This window comes from Stenotrophomonas sp. 10L48 (assembly GCF_056395105.1).
In genome coordinates, this window is record NZ_JBFTIX010000009.1 from 98,864 (window position 1) to 116,231 (window position 17,368).

Genomic DNA, 17,368 nt, shown 5'->3' on the forward strand with positions numbered 1-17,368 from the left:
GGCCGTCGGGCGCTCAACGGCGCCAATACAGTGCCCCTGAGTCCTCGCCGCATTAGTCGGAACGCTAACCTCCCCTTCATCGCCATGGGCTAGGGGGGAATTTCTATCCTGAGCCGCGTTAGCCTTGACAGAGCACCAGTTCGATAGGGGTTGCGCTGAACACTTCCCCTCAAACACATATAGTGTTGCTGCTCCTACTGCTTCGCCCGCCCTTCGCATGCCTATCTGAACCTGTCGCCTGGCCTGGACTTCGAGACCAAGCTGTTTGCCAAGACCAACGCGCCACAGCTGCTGCGCAAGGAACTGTCGAAGCCGGGCTACGTGCCGCAACCGATCGCGCTGGGCATCAACACCGACGCGTACCAGCCGATTGAACGCAAGTTCAAGCTGACCCGCCAGCTGATCGAAGTGATGCTGGAGACGAAGCATCCGTTCTCGCTGATCACCAAGAATGCGCTGGTCGAGCGCGACATCGATCTGCTCTCACCACTGGCGGCGGAGAACCTGGTCAGCGTGCATTTCTCGGTGACATCGCTGGATCCGCATCTGTCGGCGAAGCTGGAGCCGCGCGCCTCGGCGCCCCATGCGCGGCTGCGTGCGATGAAGCGTCTGCACGAGACGGGCATTCCGGTGGGCGTGATGGTTGCGCCGGTGATTCCGTGGATCAACGACAGCGAACTGGAAGCCGTGCTGGAAGCCGCGCACGACGCCGGCGCCAGCACTGCAGGCTACGTGCTGCTGCGCCTGCCGCTGGAAGTGGCACCGCTGTTCCGCGATTGGCTGGACACCCATCATCCCGATCGCGCCGCGCATGTGATGAGCACCATCCAGCAGCTGCGCGGCGGCAAGGATTACGACAGTCAGTTCGGCACGCGCATGCGCGGCCAGGGTGTTTACGCAGAGCTGCTAAGCAATCGCTTCAAGCTGGCGCGCAAACGCCTGGGCTTCAACGCGCAGAACAGCCATTGGCCGAAGCTGGATTGCAGCCGGTTCCTACGCCCGCTGCCGCCGCACGAGGATTCGCTGCAGGGGTCGTTGTTCTAGGAAGTTACGGGGCGTATGGATATGACGCCGCGTTGAGGCCAATTGCAACACGTGAAAGAACCGTTACACTCAGTGAAAATGAACCCATTGTTAACGGTTCACACGTTGTCTAGCCTGCAACGATTACCACGGAAATGGAAGAGCATGACGCTCCTGAAGACACGTATGTCGCTGTGCCTTGCTTTGCTTCTCACCCCCTTGTCCTTGTTCGGTGCCGGCGCCAAGACGCCGCCGACGGACTTGGAGCGGATCACGGTCAAGCCGCCCGTCGAGGACTTTGAATACCCCCTGTGGTGGTCGATCGATGGAGGCATGCAAGGCGGCTTCGATGGCGGCATGGGCGGGGGCGGCGGTTCATTTCCGACCGAAACCGCGAAGGAGCAGCCGACCGATGACAAGGAGAAGGACTGCAATGGCCGTAAGGGCAATCCCGTCGTGCTTTACAGCGGCAACAAGGTTGAACCAGAACTTGATTTCGCCAGTCAGGGTGAAATGGGCCTGTTTCTGCAGCGCAACTACAATCACTACTGGAGCGCAACCGGACTGTTCGGCAATCACTGGCTGAGCAACTTTGACTATTCACTCGCATTCACCGATGCAAATCAGCTGGCGTGGGTGCAACGGCCCGACGGTCGCCGCATCAAGTACCTCAAGGATCCGGCCAGCGGTCGCTGGTATGAGGACAAGGCCCAGCCCATCGCGTATCTCTCCGCTAACGGCGATGGCACGTTTGCGCTTCGAAACGAAAACAACGGCACGGAGACCTACAACGCGGAGGGCTATATCACCCGCCTCAGCAATGAGCAGGGCGTGAGCTGGACGTTCTCCTATGCTGACCGCTACCTGCAGAAGGTGACCCACTCCTCGGGACGTAGCGTCAGCTTTGGTTGGGCCAATGGACAGGTTAGCCAGGTGACCGATCCGGCCGGCAACATCTATCGCTACACCTATACCCCCAACGTGTTCGGGAACGGACGTGGCCGGCTCGCCAGCACGTCGCTGCCAGGCACACCAGCAACGACGATCAGCTACCACTACGAAGATGCCCGCTTCCCGGGTGCCCTGACCGGCAAGTCCTTTGATGGCGTGCGCTATTCCACTTTTGCGTACGACGCGGAGCGGCGCGCCATCAGCACGGAGCACAATGGTGGCATTGAACGGTTCCGCTTCAGTTACGCCGTACGCAGCACCGAACCGGTGCTGCCGCCCCCCGCTCCGACTCGACCCGGGGGTGTCCGCGCCGATGAAGAGCGTGGATGGTGCGAACAGCGCCCTGGCGGTTCACGCATCTGCTATCAGCCGCGCTCACTGCCTGTTGGCTCGCTGCCGATGGAGCGCGCTCTCGGTATGACGGCTGCCGCTGCGCCGAGCCTTACGCGGCCCGTCGATATTGATGTCACTGTGATCAACCCTCTTGGCCGTAGCACCACTTACACGTTCAAGGACGGAAAGATGGTATCGACCAAGGGTGATCCGTCGCCGAACTGCCCCGCCAGTTACAAGGAGCAGAGCTATGACGCCAATGGATACCCGGATCTGGTCCATGACTTCCAGGACAATCTGACCGACTTCGACTATAGCGCTCAAGGTTACTTGTTGAAGCGTGTGGAAGCTGTCGGCAGCTCGGTCGAACGTACGACGTTGCAGGAGTGGGATACCACGCGGAACCGACTCCTCAAGACAACGGTGGTGGGTGATCTTGAGGTTGCCTACTCCTATGACGATCGCGGAAACGTGGCCAGCGCAACCGAGCGCAATCTGACGGCACGTGGCGTACCCAGCCAGACACGAGTGACCCGAAGCACGTATACCTATCACGCAAACGGATTGAAGGCCTCGATCAAAGTTGATGGACCGCTTGCGCAGGACGACGTCACCTCCGTGTTCAACAGCCAAGGAGATCTGATCAGCGTCACCAACGCACTCGGTCATACGATCAGCTATTCCAACTACAACGGACTGGGATTGCCGGGGCGCATCGTCAATGCGAATGGTGGCGTGCGAGAGCTGACCTATGACGGCCGCGGCCGCGTTGTGTCCGACAGAACCAGTTCGGCAACCGGTTGGGCGACCACCGCCATTGGATACACTACTGCAGGTGACATCGCCTCGCTTACCCAGCCTGATGGCGTGACAGTGCGCTACGGCTACGATGCAGGGCGCCGCTTGACACAGGAAGTCCGTTCGATGGGAGACGGCAAGTGGGCATGGACGCGACATAGCTACAACAACGCTTCCAATCGCACGCGCACCGAAGTTTCACAGACCGACTATCCGATGGATACGGTGGTGAGCGGAGTGATTGACGAAATCACCCATGATGCGCAGTGGAACTGGTTCGTACGTGGCTGGGCCTGCTCCACTGGCTCGGCTGGGTCAATCCAGGTGGACGGTTACGCCGACGGCAACGTCTACCTGGGTAGCACTCAAGCAAACCTTGCCAGCGAGTCAGGTGTTGCTGCGGCCTGCCAAGCATCAGGGAGTGCCTATAGGTATCAGTTGCCGATATCGCTAGCCCAGAGGCAACAGTTGGGCGGTCGCAAGTTCTCCATCTACGGCCAATCTCCGCAGGGCCGCGGCCAGGACCGACCGCTCGCGAACTCAGGCGTGTTTGCGATTCCAACGGCAAACATCGTTGGTGACATTGGCGGCGTGACCCAGGATGGCAACTGGAACTTCTTCATTGAAGGCTGGGCCTGCTCGATTGGTGTGGACGCCTCGATTGACGTCCACGTGTATGCAGGCAACAACGCATGGGCGGGCGGCACATTCGTGGCCGGTGGCCGTGCAAATCTGGCAACGGATGGCAATGTGGCGAACGCGTGCCAGGCACGAGGTAATGCGTACTGGTTCAAAATTCCGCTGGATGCCAACGCACGATCGGCGCATGGCGGCAAAGCGTTGTATGTACATGGCATCTCACCATGGGGTGGCGATCATCTGACGATCAATCGATCAGGAGCCTTCACCATACCTGCGGTCGTCCGTAATGCGGAACTGGTCAGCGCCTCGGCATCACCCCGCCAGATATTCAATGGTGGCTCGTCGAATCTGACGTTCCAGTTCCGTAATACCGGCAACGTCGTGTGGAATCCTGGTGATACCTATCTGGCATTTGGAATCCTTCAGCTCAATGAAAGCATGGGCCTAGCTGCACCGGTGCCTCCGGGGGCAGTTGCAACCTTTACCAGAAGCGTTGGGCCGAAGAACACCGGCAATGGCAACGTAACCTTCATCTACAAGGCGCAGATGGCCTCTAGTGGTGCTGCGTGGGGCACGGAGGGGAGGGCGACGTTGTCCGTTGAAAACAACAAGGGAAGCTGTGGTCGCGTTACTTGCGAACGCCCTCGGTAACAAAGGATTGTCCAAATGCCAGCACTGACGCTTGCCCTGATGGGGCTGAACGCTGTTGTCTCTGTCAACACATATGAGTATGACGAACTGGGGCGTGTGATTGTCGAACGCGGGAACGGCGTGCAGAACGTGCGCTATGCCTATGACGCTGAAGGGCGCGTCACCCAGGTGACCGATTCGCAGAATCGCGTCACCCGTATGAGCTACGATCCGCGTGGACGCTTGATCAAATCAATCGACGCCGCCGGAGGCACGACCCAGATTGCCTACGATCTGGCAGATCGCCCGATCCGTGTGAGCGATCCCCGCAATCTCGTTACCACCTACGAATTCGATGGTTTCGGCCAGATGTGGAAACAGGTGAGTCCGGATACGGGAACGACGCAGCATCATTACGACGCTGCTGGCCTGCGGACCGCGACTACGCGTGCAGATGGCAGCGTCGTTTCTTTCGGCTATGACGGCTTGGGACGAATGACTTCTGCGAGCGCAGAAGACCGAACAATCGGTTACAGCTACGATTGGTGCGGTAATGGCAAGGGTCAACTGTGCGGCACTTCAGGGCCCGGAACCGCCACGCATTTCGCCTATACATTGAACGGCGAGCTGCAGATACGCCGTGACTTCACCGATCTGTCAGGTCAGAAGACGGACTACAGCACGACCTATGAATACGACGGTATCAATCGCCTGAGCCAGATCACCTATCCCAATGGTGACAAGGCAACCTACACATATGGTTACCAGGGAAAGCCAAGCTCGTTGCTGGCAACGGTCGACGGCACTCAGCGCTCGATCATTACCCAGGCCAACTGGAAGGCAACGGGCGCCCACGAATCGCTGGCATACGGTAACGGCCTCGTCAGAGGCTATAACCACGACCAAGAGGGGCGGCTTACCGCGATGTCGGTCTGGGGACCTAACAGCCAAAAAGTCAGCTATTTGGACTACCAGTACAGCGGGGATGGTGAAATCAACGCCATCATCGATGCGGTCGATCCAAACATGACGCAGTTGATCGGCTACGACGGGTTGAGCCGTCTGACCCAGCTGACGCGTTTTGGCGTCACTAATCTGCTTTCCTACGATGCTGGCGGAAACCATGATCGCTACCAAGGGGGGAACCAGCTTACCCAGTACAGTATCGATCCAGGTAGCAACCGGGTGCTGTACTACACCAACCAGGACGGAAGCCGCCAGTACCAGTACGACGCGTTGGGAAATCGCATCAGCGAAACAGCGGGTAGCCGGATCAGCACCTATGAGTACGATGCATTCAATCGCATGAGCCGCAGCAACATCGGTGGCACAGCGACTGACTACGTGCTCAATGCTCAGGGGCAGCGCGTTGCAAAGATCAACGAGAACACCAACAGCCGATACTTCTACGCCGGTCAGAACCAGCTCATGACCGAGCTGAACAATGGCGTGTGGACCAATTACTTCTGGTTTGAAGGTGAACTGGTAGGGCTCGCTCGCAGTGGGCAGCACAACTACGTGCATACCGATCATCTTGGACGCCCCGAGTTCGTCACCAGTCCAAGCCAGCAGACAGTCTGGAAGGCGTACAACTATGCCTACGGACGTAGCGTCCAGAAGGATGAGATAGGCGGGTTGAACATTGGCTTCCCTGGCCAGTATTACGACGCGGAAAGCGGCCTCTGGTATAACGGCTTCCGCGACTATGACGCGAGCATCGGCCGGTATGTACAGAGTGATCCGATTGGGTTGGCGGGTGGCATGAATACCTACGCATATGTCTCAGGCAATCCAGTATCAAGAACCGATCCCTGGGGTCTCACCCAGTGCGACATCGATGTGGCGTTCTCATTTGCAAAGCAGAACAACCCAGATCTCAAGTTCGGCAACGGCGCACCGAAGGTGGATATTCCACGTTCAGGAGATGAGGGTCGATCGGAGCTGTATGGGGATGGTCGCATTCATCTGAACAACAGATACTTGGATGTGCTTGATTGGGCGGGCGTTTACAACGTACTGGATACGATAATCCACGAAGGCTTCCACTTCACGCGCCCTAGAAATTTGCAAACTCAAGAAAATGGTTGGGATCACGGCTACATTTCGCCGGAGGCAACCAAGCGAGCTCGGGAACAGATCTACAACTATGACAAAGCCCGTAAGGCCACATGTGAGTGCACACAATGAAGTTCTCTATCCATATGGCTTATTCTTGCCTTCTTCTCGTGCTCGGAACGCAGTTAGTCCACGCGCGTGAATTGCATGAATGCATCATCGTTCCGCAGGCAACGATCGTCACCGACATGCCGGCTGGCATGGATGAGTTCGAACAGCGTCTGTGGACAGCAAATACAGGTCAGGTGGTGAGCAAGGGCACCGATACGCTCATTCTGCTTCGCATCTTCTCGGAATCATCAGGCGTGATGGATTCCCAGCAGTACACCAAGATCACCGGCATCCTGACGGGATATACACCGTCCTCTGAAGGGACGCAGGAGGTGGTCGGCGCACGCCTAACCAGTGGTGGTGCGGGCTTCGCGCACAAGGGAGACTACTGGCTGTCCAATGCAGTAACTGTTGAACTCCATCGACCGCACAAGCGCGATAGCCGAATGGAAGTTGAAGTGAAGGCTGTAGGATGGAACAGCTATCGAAAAGAAGACCGACCCTTCGATCTGCAGTTCACTTGCCAAATCAAGGAAATGCCGCTCGAAAGGCTTAGTGCTTGGCAAGGCGGCAACGGCAATCTCTGGCTGTCTTTTGGACCGACCAAGTAGCTGCGAGAGCTTCACCCTCCCCCAAACAACTTCTGCGCGCTCTGGAACAGGATCCAGCTGGTGGCGATGAACTTGTCGCCGCCCTGCGGCCGGTTGCCACGATGGGTGTGGGTGAACGCGGTCGGCGCAATCAACAGGCTGCCGGTGCGCGGTGCGATCTTGCGGCCCTGGAACAGGAACTCGGTTTCGCCTTCGTCGAAGTCGTCGTTGAGGTACAGCGTCCACAGCACGTGCCGGTGCAGCGTCTCGGCCTGCGCGTCCTTCGGGTACAGCTCGCAGTGCCAGTACGGGTAACCGCCCTCGCCCGCCGCATACCACTGCAGGTTGATCGCGCCCGGGCGCAGGCAGGTGCGCGCCAGATCCGCCAGCTGCTCCGGCGCCATGTCGGGGAAATCCTCGGCCGACAGGCGTCGCGGCTGGCCGTTGCTGTCCTGGATCTGCAACATCAACGGCGCGATCAATGCCTGTGGATAACGGCGTAGATAAGTCTGCAGACCCGCAAATACCGCCTGTTGCAGCTGCTGGTCCACATCCTGCCAGCCATCCACGCCGCTGATCCGCAGATCCTTGCTGTGCTTGAGTTCCGGGAACACACCGCTGCCCACTGCGCCGGGTTTCAGGCCCTGGCTTGCACGCATGCGCGCGACGATCGCAGCGCACACGTCGCTGGGGACGGCGTTGTGGATGACCTCGATGAAATCGACCGGGCCCGGCTCGTGCATGCGTGCATTCCTTCGACGGCAAGGGCTTGATGGTGCCGTTTGCAGCTGCAGCTGTCACCCTGCGGTCATGTCATCAATCTGCCATGACCGTTGTAGGGATGGCCGCTGTCAGACGCTCTTCGCGTCATGCTCCTGGTGATAACGCACGGCCTCGGCGACCTCTTCGCGCGAACCGAGGAACACCGGCACGCGCTGGTGCAGCTGGTCGGGTTGCACGTCGATGATGCGCTCGCGACCGGTCCAGGCAGCGCCGCCCGCCTGCTCCACCAGCAGGCCCATCGGGTTGGCTTCGTACATCAGGCGCAGCTTGCCAGCCTTGCCCGGTTCCTTCTTGTCCCACGGGTAGATGAAGATGCCGCCGCGGGTCAGGATGCGATGCACGTCGGCGACCATGCTGGCGATCCAGCGCATGTTGAAGTTCTTGCCGCGCGGCCCTTCCTTGCCGGCCAGCAGATCTTCCACGTAGGCCTGCATCGGCGCTTCCCAGTGCCGCTGGTTGGACATGTTGATGGCGAACTCCTGGGTGGCCGCCGGGATCTGCATGTTCTCGGTGGTCAGCAGGAACTCGCCGGTTTCGCGGTCGAGGGTGAAGGCGTGGGTACCGTGGCCGACGGTCAGCACCAGCTGCGTGCTGGGCCCGTAGATGCAGTAGCCGGCGGCGATCTGCTTGCTGCCCGGCTGCAGGAAGGCGTCATCGCCGGGCAGTTCGACGTTGGTCGGACAACGCAGCACCGAGAAGATGGTGCCGACGGAGACGTTGACGTCGATGTTGGAGCTGCCATCGAGGGGATCGAACAGCAGCAGGAAATCGCCACGCGGGTAGATGTCCGGCACCGGCTGGCTGTGGTCCATCTCCTCCGATGCGCAGGCGGCGAGGTGGCCACCCCAGGCGTTGGCCTCCAGCAGGATCTCGTTGCTGATGACATCCAGCTTCTTCTGCGCTTCGCCCTGCACGTTGCCGGTACCGGCCTCGCCGAGCACGCCACCGAGGGCGCCCTTGCTGACGGCGATGGAGATGCTGGTGCAGGCGCGGGCGACGACCGCGATCAGCTGGCGCAGGTCGGCGTTGATGCGGCCGGCGTGCTGCTGCTGGATCAGGAAGCGGGTCAACGAGGTACGGGACATGGGCGGGCAGGTCTCGGCAACGGGAAAACGCCTATTGTCGCTGGTCTGACTTGCGCGTGGGTGAGCGGGGGTAGGCGTAATCGTTTCCAGAGGCGTTGCGGTCGTGGCGGCTTCCCTTCGTCGAGGCGCAGTGAGCGGGGCACCGTGGCCAAGGCCGTGAGGCGCATGGATGCGCCGATCGAGCCCCCATGAATGGGTTTACGGCGTGTCTTGGCCACGGTGCCCCGCTCACTGCGTTTCAGGGTGTGCCGCGAGCGCGGAGGGTGTGGCAAGGCAGGTGCAAAAACAAAGGCGCCTTTCGGCGCCTTTGTTTCCACAGCTTGCTGGAGCGGTCGATCAGCCCTTGGCGACGGTGGCCACGGCCTTGGCGACGTATTCCAGGTTGTTCTGGTTCAGCGCGGCCACGCAGATGCGGCCGGTGCCGACGGCGTAGATGCCGAACTCGTCGCGCAGGCGCTCGACCTGTTCGCGGCTCAGGCCGGAGTACGAGAACATGCCCGCCTGCTCGTTGATGAAGCCGAACTGCGGGGCGCCGGCGGCGGCCAGCTTCTCGACCAGGCCCTGGCGCAGGGCGTGGATGCGCTCGCGCATCTCGGTCAGCTCCTGCTCCCACATCGCGCGCAGTTCCGGATTGGTCAGCACACCGGCAACCAGTGCAGCACCGTGGGTGGACGGGCTGGAGTAGATCGTGCGGATCACGCGCTTGACCTGCGACTGCACGGCCTTGGCGTCAGCGGCGGTCGGCGCGACCATCGACAGCGCACCGACGCGCTCGCCATACAGCGAGAACGACTTGGAGTACGAGTTGGCGACGATGAAGCTGTCGATGCCGGCCTCGGCGATGATGCGCACCGCGGCACCGTCCTGCTCGATGCCCTTGTCGAAGCCCTGGTAGGCCATGTCGATGAAGGGGAACAGCTGGCGGTCCTTCAGCAGCTGTGCGACCTGCTTCCACTGGCTGACGGTGAGGTCGGCGCCGGTGGGGTTGTGGCAGCAGGCGTGCAGCAGCACCACGGTGCCCGCTTCCAGCTTGCCCAGGTCGGCCAGCAGGCCGTCGAAGTTGACGCCATGGGTGGTCGGGTCGAAGTAGGTGTAATCGACCACCTCGAAACCAGCGGCGCTGAACACGGCGCGGTGGTTTTCCCAGCTCGGGTTGCTGAGTGCGACGGTGGCGTGCGGCAGAAGCTTCTTCAGCACGTCGGCGCCGACGCGCAGCGCACCGCTGCCACCGACGGTCTGGGCGGTGGTGACGCGGCCGGCGGCCAGCAGCGGCGAGTCCTTGCCGAACACCAGCTCACGGGTGGCCTGGGTGTACGCCGGCAGGCCATCGATCGGCAGGTAGCCGCGCGGTTTGGCTTCGTTGGCGAGCTGCTGCTCGATCTGCTTGACGGCGCGCAGCAGCGGAATGCGGCCGCTCTCGTCGTAGTAGATGCCCACACCCAGGTTGACCTTGGTCGGGCGGCTGTCGGCGTTGTACGCCTCGGTCAGGCCCAGGATCGGGTCGCCTGGGACCAGTTCCACGTTTGCAAAGAAGGACACGGCGGTACTCGTTCGGTAGACGGAAAGGGGGAGGAATTGCGCCACGCGGCTTGCGGCCTGTCGGCCGAAACCGACCCATCGTAACAAAGCCTGCCGGGGCTGGCCGCCGCCATCGTCATCCGCCTGCCCGTACCATGGCGTGCGTTGCCGCCCGATCCATCAACCTGAATCATGAATCCCAGCGCACGACGCCAATGCCTGCCGCTTTCCGCCCTGCTGCTGCTGCCTTTGGCGGTGACGGCCGAGCCATTGCCGACCGCCCTGCCGACGGTGCAGGTGCAGGCCGCGCGGGTGCCCGGCGTAGACCCCTTCGCCCTGCCCGCCAGCCTGGATACGGTGTGGATCGACGCCGACCGTACCGGCCCGGGCACGCAGCTGTCCGAGGCGCTGGGCGGAGTGCCGGGCCTGCTGGCCCGGGACCGGCAGAACTTCGCGCAGGACACCCAGCTGTCGATCCGTGGCTTCGGCGCCCGTTCGACCTTTGGTGTGCGCGGGGTGCGGGTGCTGATCGATGGGGTGCCGGCGACCATGCCCGATGGTCAGGGCCAGCTGTCGCACGCCAGCCTGCTCGGTGCCGAGCGCATCGAGGTGCTGCGCGGGCCGTTCTCGGCCCTGTATGGAAATTCGTCCGGGGGCGTGCTGCAGGTGTGGAGCGCGCAGGGCCAGGCCGGTGACCCGTGGCGGGTGCGGGTGAGTGCCGGTGCCGACAACACGCTCAGCGTCGGCGCGCAGCTGCGCGGGGCGGGCCCTGGCGTCGACTACAACGTGGCCGCCAACCATTTCAGCACCGATGGCTGGCGTGACCACAGCCGCGCGCGGCGTGAATCGCTCAACGCGCGCCTTGGCACCGAGCTCGCTGGCGGCCGCCTGGAGTTGCTGCTCAATGCGCTGCACGCGCCCAACGCGCAGGACCCGCTGGGCCTGACCCGCGCGCAGGTGGCGGCCGATCCACGCCAGGCCACGGCGGTGGCTGAGCAGTACAACACCCGCAAATCGGTGCGCCAGCAGCAGGCAGGCCTGCGCTGGACCCGTGAAGCCGGTGCGCAGCGCTGGCAGCTGATGGGCTATGCCGGGCAGCGCGCGGTGACCCAGTACCTGCCGATTCCGCCGGGACCGCAGGCCAACCCATTGCATGCCGGTGGCGTGATCGACCTGGACGGCGGTTATGGCGGGTTGGACGCGCGCTGGGGCTGGAACGGCGATCTGTGGGGGCGCCCGCTGGACCTGGTGGTGGGCGTGAATGCCGATCGCCAGCGCCAGCACCGCACCGGCTACGAGAACTTCGTCGGCACCACCGTGGGGGTACGCGGCCGCCTGCGTCGCGACCAGATCGACATCGTGCAGAACGTGGACCAGTTCGCCCAGGCGTGGTGGCAATGGAGCCCGCGCTGGTCGCTGCTGGCCGGGGTGCGCCACAGCGCGGTGCGCTTCGAATCGGATGATCGCTACATCGTCGGGCGCAACCCGGACGACAGTGGCCGCCGTCGCTACCAGGCCACCACGCCAGTGGCGGGTGTCAGCTTCGAGGCAAGCCCGCAGTGGCGCCTGCACGCGGCGATCGGGCGTGGCTTTGAAACCCCGACGTTCAACGAGCTGGGCTACCGCGCCGACGGCCAGGCCGGGCTGGCGCTGGATCTGGCGGCCGCCCGCAGCCGCAGCGTGGAAGTGGGCAGCAAATGGCATGCGCAGGATGGAAGACAGCTCGATATCAGCCTGTTCCGTGCAGATACCGACGATGAGCTGGCCGTTGCCAGCAACACCAACGGCCGCAGCACGTACCGCAACATCGGCCGTACCCGCCGCCAGGGTGTGGAGCTGCAGTACCGGCAGCCGTTGGCCGAGCAGTTGGAGCTGCAGCTGGCCTGGACCTGGCTGCAGGCGCAGGTGCGTTCGCCCTATCTGGCCTGTGCGGCCAGCAACTGCGCAGTGCCCGACACCGTGGTTGCCGCTGGCAGCCGCCTGCCCGGCGTGCCCCGGCAGCAGGCGTATGCCCGCCTGCAGTGGTCGCCGGGGCAGTGGCAGTGGGCGCTGGAAGCGGCCGCCAGCAGCGACGTGGTGGTGAATGACATCGCCACCGAGCGCGCAGCGGGATACGCGCTGCTGAACCTGGAAGCCGGTCGCCGCTGGGCGCTGCAGGCCGGTGACCTGCGCGCATTCGCACGTATCGACAACGTGCTGGACCAGCGGTACATCGGCTCGGTGATCGTCAATGACGGTAACGGCCGGTTCTTTGAACCGGGGCCGGACCGCCGCGCCAGCGTTGGCCTGCAGTGGTCATGGCGCTAGGCGGGCCCCGGTAGCGCCGGGCCATGCCCGGCGATCGCGCAGCGCGGACGTGACGGATCCGCCGGGCATGGCCCGGCGCTACCGATCAATCCGGGGCCTTGGCGGGCACGAACGGCGAGGTTGGATCGCTGGCCGGGAAGGTCTCTTCCAGCGCCTCGTCCTGGTTGTCGCTGGCGTGCTGCTTGCGCTCGCGCCGCTTCAGCGGACTTTCCTGGCCACCGCGATTGCGGTCACCGCAGTCCTTGCGGTCCTGTGCGGCCTGTTCAGGCCGGCGCACGACGGGCAGTACGCCCTCGTCCGGTGTCGACATGCCGGCGCCACGGTCCTCGGCGTCGGCCAGATCGTGTTTGCCGCGCTGCTCGCCCGGCTCGGGGGTGTGGTTCTCACGCAGGGGGTCACGGGTGGTGGTCATGGGGCGTTCCTCCGGTAGGCCTCCACTAGAGCGCGGACGAAGTAAAGCCACTGCGAACCTGGCGTCATGAACATCTTTGTCACGACTGGATAACGGCGGCGCGCGTATTCCTGCCCACCCGCCCTGCTGCAGGAGCCGGCCATGCCCCGTCTTGAACGCCCCGCCCCGTCCGTGTTCAACGCCCTGCTGGATCCGCTTGGCCAGCGCAGCACGCAGCGCCGGACGCGCCGCCTGGAGGATCCGCAGGCGGTGGCGCAGGATTACCTGCAGTACATGCTGAGCGACTACGAGGAACGCCGCGGGCAGGGGCATCGCAACTGGCGCGATCTGTGCCCGGTGTACGCCTTCGCGCTGACCACCCACGCCGCTGACTGGCCGCGTGGCGGCGAGGCCGATACCAGTGGCGAACTGGCCGAGCACTGGGACCAGATGCGCGGACAGTCGCGCCTGAACTGGGCACAGGCGCAGCCGGTGGTGGAAGATGCCTGGCGCGCGCTGGACCATATCCCGGCCGCTGCGGTGAGGCCGCTGCTGCAGTAGTGCCGGTCGCTGGCAGGCATCGCCAGGATTCAAGGAGCTGCCGGCCAGCGGCCGGCACTACCGCATGGTCTGCACGTGGCCGACACGGTTGTTTCACGGTAGCCGGCTGAAGCTGGCTACCCCTGCTGAAACACAGGTGCGCATCATGGCCCGCCCGATCTGGACCGGTACGCTTTCCTTCGGCCTGCTCAACGTACCGGTCTCGCTGATGTCCGGCGAGCGCAAGGTCGACCTGCACTTCCGCATGCTGGATTCGCGCGATCGCAAACCGATCCGCTTCGAACGGGTCAACGCCGACACCGGCGAGGAAGTGCCGTGGAAGGACATCGTCAAAGCCTACGAGTACGACAAGGGCAGCTACGTCGTGCTGGAGGAAGACGATATCCGTTCGGCGGCGCCGGAAAGCCATGAAACGGTGGAGGTGGAAACCTTTGTCGACGCCAGCCAGATCGACCCGCGTTACTACGAGAAGCCCTATCTGCTGGTGCCGGGTAAAAAGGCCGAGAAAGGCTACGTGCTGCTTCGGGAAACGCTGCGCAGCACTGGCAAGGTCGGTATCGCCCGGGTGGTGGTGCGCACGCGCGAGTACCTGTGCGCGGTGATGCCCAACGATGACGCGCTGGTGCTGATGATCCTGCGCTATCCGCAGGAACTGGTCGAGCCTGACGACTACAAGCTGCCCAGTGGAAAGCTTGCCGATTACCGCATCACCAGCAAGGAAACGGCGATGGCCGAGCAGTTGATCGAGTCGATGGCCGGTGACTGGGATCCTTCGCAGTACCACGATGAATTCCGCGAACGCCTGCAGCAGGTGCTGAACAAGCGCATCAAGTCCAAGGGCGGCACCACCCAGGTGGAGGACGAGCCGGCACCGCGCGAGGACGCAACCACCAACGTGGTGGACTTCATGGCGCTGCTGCAGAAGAGCCTGGATGCCAACAAGCGCACGCCGGCGAAGAAGGCGGCCGCGCGCAAGGCTCCAGCCAAGAAAGCAGCGGCGAAGAAGGCACCGGCAAAAAAGGCCGCCAAGAAGGCGGCAAAGAAAACCCCTGCGCGACGCAAGGCGGGTTGAGCCATGTCGTTGCATCAGTACCGCCGCAAGCGTCGGCTGGGCGGGGGGAGCGGACAGACCCCGGAGCCGGACGATGCACCGGCACAGGGCAATCCGAAGCGGCGGCCGATCTTCGTGGTCCAACTGCACCACGCCAGCAGCCGCCACTACGATTTCCGCCTGGAAATGGATGGCGTGCTGAAAAGCTGGGCGGTGCCGAAGGGGCCGTCGCTGCGGGTGGGTGAGAAGCGCTTGGCGGTGGAGGTGGAAGACCATCCCCTGTCCTATGCCGGCTTCGAAGGTGATATTCCGGAAGGCCATTACGGCGCCGGCCACGTCGATGTGTTCGACCACGGCAGCTGGGCCTGCGAAGGTGATCCGCTGCAAGCACTGGCGGCGGGCAAGATCGACTTCTTGCTGCACGGGCAGCGCCTGGCCGGTGGCTGGAAACTGGTACGCACGGCGATGAAGGGCCGCCAGGTGCAGTGGCTGCTGATCAAGCGCGATGACGCGCAGGCACGGGATGCGGAGGCGGACGATCTGCTGCACACGCCAGCGCGAACATCCGCAAAGAGGTCCCGGGTTTCAGCGAAGAAGACGGCTCCAGCGCCACGTGCCGCACACCCACGCAAGGCCGATGCACGCTGGCATGCGCGCGCGCTGCAGCTGGACGGGGCGCGCGACAGAAGCTACCCGCACCAGTTCAAGCCACAGCTCACCGATCACCGCGACACCGCGCCCGATGGCGAGCGTTGGCTGCATGAGATCAAGTGGGATGGTTACCGGTTGCTGGCCGATCTGCACGAAGGTGAGGTGACGCTGCGCTCGCGCAATGGCCTGGACTGGACTGCCGATTTTCCCGAAGTGGTGCAGGCGCTGCAGGCGCTGCCGGTGCGCGATGCGCGTCTGGACGGGGAACTGGTGGTGCTGGACGACAACGGCCGCAGCGACTTCGCCGCGCTGCAGCGGGTGATCGACGGCAGCTCGAAACAACCGCTGCGCTACATCGTGTTCGACCTGCCGGGCGTGGCCGGGGTCGACATCAGCCGTGCGCCGCTGCTGCAACGCAAGGCACTGCTGAAGGAACTGATCGGCGATGCAGTTGGCACGCTGGCCTTCAGCGAGCACGTCATCGACCACGGCCCTGCCGTGTTCGAAGCCAGCGGCAAGGCGGGCTTCGAAGGCATCGTCAGCAAGCAGGTCGATGCGCCTTACGTGAACACCCGCGCACGCAGCTGGGTGAAAGTGAAGCACGAGGACACCGATGAATTCCTGATCATCGGCCACACCGCACCCAAAGGCTCGCGGGTGGGATTTGGTTCGCTGCTGCTGGCCACGCCGGAAAAGGGCGGCCTGCGCTATGTCGGCCGCGTCGGTACCGGCTTCGACGATGAGGGGCTGCGCGCGCTGGCGGCCGCGCTCGCGCCGCTGGCGGTGAAGGAGGCGGTGCTGGAGCTGCCGGCGCACGTGCCGTTGCGTGCGGCCAGCGTGCGCTGGGTCAAGCCGGTAACGGTGGCCGAGGTCGCGTTCCGCGGCTGGGGCAAGGAAGGGTTGCTGCGCCAGGCCAGCTTCAAGCGGCTGCGCAGTGACAAGAAGAAGGAGGACCTGGCGATGAGTGCAACACCGGCCGATGACGGCGACGACGTTGCCATTACCCATCCCGAGCGCATGGTGTTTGCGAAGAAGAAACTCAGCAAGGGTGATGTCGCCGACTACTACCGGCAGATGGCACGCTGGATCCTGCCGGAAATCAGTGGGCGACCGCTGTCGCTGCTGCGCTGTCCCGACGGCGTCGGCAAGGCCTGCTTCTTCCAGAAGCACCATGGCCAGGGCCTGGGTGATGCGGTGCATGCGGTGCCGCTGCAGCAGAAGAGCGGGCGCGAGGACTACGTCTATATCGATGACGAACGCGGCCTGCTGCAGCTGGTGCAGATGAACACCCTGGAACTGCATCCGTGGGGCGCGACGGTGGCCGATCCCGAACATCCCGACCGGCTGGTGTTCGATCTTGATCCGGGTGAGGGCGTGAGCTGGGCCGACGTGAAGCGCGGCGCGCGCGATGTGCGCGATCGACTGCAGCAAACCGGGCTGCAGAGCTTCGTGCGGCTGTCGGGCGGCAAGGGCGTGCATGTGGTGGTACCCCTGCAACCCGCAGCCGACTGGGACGACGCGAAAGCGTTCTGCGAAGCGTTCGCACAGGCGATGGCCGAACAGGCGCCGGACCGCTACGTGGCGACGATGAGCAAGGCCAAGCGCAGCGGGGTGATCTTCATCGACTGGCTGCGTAATACACGAGGAGCGACCAGCGTGTGCTCGTGGTCGCTGCGTGCGCGGGAGAGCGCGGGAGTCGCGGTGCCGCTGCGCTGGGAAGAACTGGCGCGGGTGAGCGCGGCCGATGCGTTTCCGATGGACAAGGCGTTGGCACGGGCGAAGCGTTTGAAGGCGGATCCGTGGCAGGGCATCGACGCGCTGAAGCAGACGCTGCCGACGCTGCAGYGGTAGTGCCGGCCGCTGGCCGGCAACTGCAAGTTTGCTGGGC

Annotated in this window: 11 protein-coding genes and 1 pseudogene; 8 read left to right on the plus strand and 4 right to left on the minus strand. The window is 63.4% G+C overall.

Annotated elements, in window-relative coordinates; translation table 11 throughout:
* Positions 1 to 189 precede the first annotated feature (189 nt).
* From AC1DCU_RS16200 to AC1DCU_RS16215, 4 genes and pseudogenes are all read left to right on the plus strand, one after another.
* Positions 190 to 1,044, plus strand: a pseudogene (locus tag AC1DCU_RS16200) (PA0069 family radical SAM protein); the annotation flags it as partial.
* A gap of 144 nt (positions 1,045 to 1,188) precedes the next feature.
* Positions 1,189 to 4,398: a DUF6531 domain-containing protein gene (locus tag AC1DCU_RS16205; protein ID WP_442251416.1), complete on the plus strand. Its 3,210-nt coding sequence runs from the start codon at positions 1,189 to 1,191 to the stop codon at positions 4,396 to 4,398.
* A 15-nt stretch (positions 4,399 to 4,413) separates the two neighbouring features.
* On the plus strand, positions 4,414 to 6,564 hold the full coding sequence (locus AC1DCU_RS16210; RefSeq protein ID WP_442251417.1) for an RHS repeat-associated core domain-containing protein: 2,151 nt from the start codon (positions 4,414 to 4,416) through the stop codon (positions 6,562 to 6,564).
* Positions 6,561 to 7,154, plus strand: a complete 594-nt coding sequence (locus AC1DCU_RS16215) for a hypothetical protein (RefSeq protein ID WP_282280092.1) — start codon at positions 6,561 to 6,563, stop codon at positions 7,152 to 7,154. The genes AC1DCU_RS16210 and AC1DCU_RS16215 overlap by 4 nt, the downstream gene beginning before the upstream one ends.
* 11 nt (positions 7,155 to 7,165) lie before the next feature.
* On the opposite strand, the gene AC1DCU_RS16220 is transcribed toward AC1DCU_RS16215, so the two are convergent.
* The 3 genes from AC1DCU_RS16220 to AC1DCU_RS16230 all read right to left on the minus strand — a co-directional run bounded on the left by AC1DCU_RS16220 (position 7,166) and on the right by AC1DCU_RS16230 (position 10,540).
* Positions 7,166 to 7,876 (minus strand): 2OG-Fe(II) oxygenase, encoded by a 711-nt coding sequence (locus AC1DCU_RS16220; protein WP_032978467.1) that lies wholly within the window; start codon positions 7,874 to 7,876, stop codon positions 7,166 to 7,168.
* A gap of 108 nt (positions 7,877 to 7,984) precedes the next feature.
* Entirely contained in the window at positions 7,985 to 9,001 is a 1,017-nt protein-coding gene (locus AC1DCU_RS16225) for a class 1 fructose-bisphosphatase (RefSeq protein ID WP_025875529.1), read from the minus strand.
* A 336-nt stretch (positions 9,002 to 9,337) separates the two neighbouring features.
* The gene (locus AC1DCU_RS16230; RefSeq protein ID WP_025875527.1) at positions 9,338 to 10,540 is read right to left on the minus strand and encodes an amino acid aminotransferase; all 1,203 of its coding nucleotides are present in this window, start codon (positions 10,538 to 10,540) and stop codon (positions 9,338 to 9,340) included.
* A 171-nt stretch (positions 10,541 to 10,711) separates the two neighbouring features.
* On the opposite strand from AC1DCU_RS16230, the gene AC1DCU_RS16235 reads away from it, so the two are divergent.
* On the plus strand, positions 10,712 to 12,826 hold the full coding sequence (locus AC1DCU_RS16235) for a TonB-dependent receptor family protein (RefSeq protein WP_442251418.1): 2,115 nt from the start codon (positions 10,712 to 10,714) through the stop codon (positions 12,824 to 12,826).
* A gap of 85 nt (positions 12,827 to 12,911) precedes the next feature.
* On the opposite strand, the gene AC1DCU_RS16240 is transcribed toward AC1DCU_RS16235, so the two are convergent.
* On the minus strand, positions 12,912 to 13,238 hold the full coding sequence (locus AC1DCU_RS16240; protein ID WP_025875523.1) for a hypothetical protein: 327 nt from the start codon (positions 13,236 to 13,238) through the stop codon (positions 12,912 to 12,914).
* A 141-nt stretch (positions 13,239 to 13,379) separates the two neighbouring features.
* Between AC1DCU_RS16240 and AC1DCU_RS16245 the strand changes: the two genes are divergently transcribed.
* The 3 genes from AC1DCU_RS16245 (at position 13,380) to ligD (ending at position 17,331) form a co-directional block, all read left to right on the plus strand.
* Complete coding sequence (locus AC1DCU_RS16245; RefSeq protein ID WP_025875521.1) at positions 13,380 to 13,778, plus strand: hypothetical protein; 399 nt, start codon at positions 13,380 to 13,382, stop codon at positions 13,776 to 13,778.
* A gap of 145 nt (positions 13,779 to 13,923) precedes the next feature.
* Positions 13,924 to 14,850 (plus strand): non-homologous end joining protein Ku, encoded by a 927-nt coding sequence (ku, locus tag AC1DCU_RS16250; RefSeq protein ID WP_025875519.1) that lies wholly within the window; start codon positions 13,924 to 13,926, stop codon positions 14,848 to 14,850.
* A gap of 3 nt (positions 14,851 to 14,853) precedes the next feature.
* Positions 14,854 to 17,331, plus strand: coding sequence for a DNA ligase D (gene ligD / locus AC1DCU_RS16255; protein WP_478014218.1), 2,478 nt, complete (start codon positions 14,854 to 14,856; stop codon positions 17,329 to 17,331).
* The last annotated feature ends 37 nt before the right edge of the window (positions 17,332 to 17,368 follow it).

Excerpts from the sequence above, each read along its gene's own strand:
- AC1DCU_RS16225 (WP_025875529.1), bottom strand. The coding sequence starts at position 9,001 with ATGTCCCGTACCTCGTTGACCCGCTTCCTGATCCAGCAGCAGCACGCC.
- AC1DCU_RS16235 (WP_442251418.1), top strand. The coding sequence starts at position 10,712 with ATGAATCCCAGCGCACGACGCCAATGCCTGCCGCTTTCCGCCCTGCTG.
- AC1DCU_RS16240 (WP_025875523.1), bottom strand. The coding sequence starts at position 13,238 with ATGACCACCACCCGTGACCCCCTGCGTGAGAACCACACCCCCGAGCCG.
- AC1DCU_RS16220 (WP_032978467.1), bottom strand. The coding sequence starts at position 7,876 with ATGCACGAGCCGGGCCCGGTCGATTTCATCGAGGTCATCCACAACGCC.
- AC1DCU_RS16215 (WP_282280092.1), top strand. The coding sequence starts at position 6,561 with ATGAAGTTCTCTATCCATATGGCTTATTCTTGCCTTCTTCTCGTGCTC.
- AC1DCU_RS16205 (WP_442251416.1), top strand. The coding sequence starts at position 1,189 with ATGACGCTCCTGAAGACACGTATGTCGCTGTGCCTTGCTTTGCTTCTC.
- ku (WP_025875519.1), top strand. The coding sequence starts at position 13,924 with ATGGCCCGCCCGATCTGGACCGGTACGCTTTCCTTCGGCCTGCTCAAC.
- AC1DCU_RS16210 (WP_442251417.1), top strand. The coding sequence starts at position 4,414 with ATGCCAGCACTGACGCTTGCCCTGATGGGGCTGAACGCTGTTGTCTCT.
- AC1DCU_RS16245 (WP_025875521.1), top strand. The coding sequence starts at position 13,380 with ATGCCCCGTCTTGAACGCCCCGCCCCGTCCGTGTTCAACGCCCTGCTG.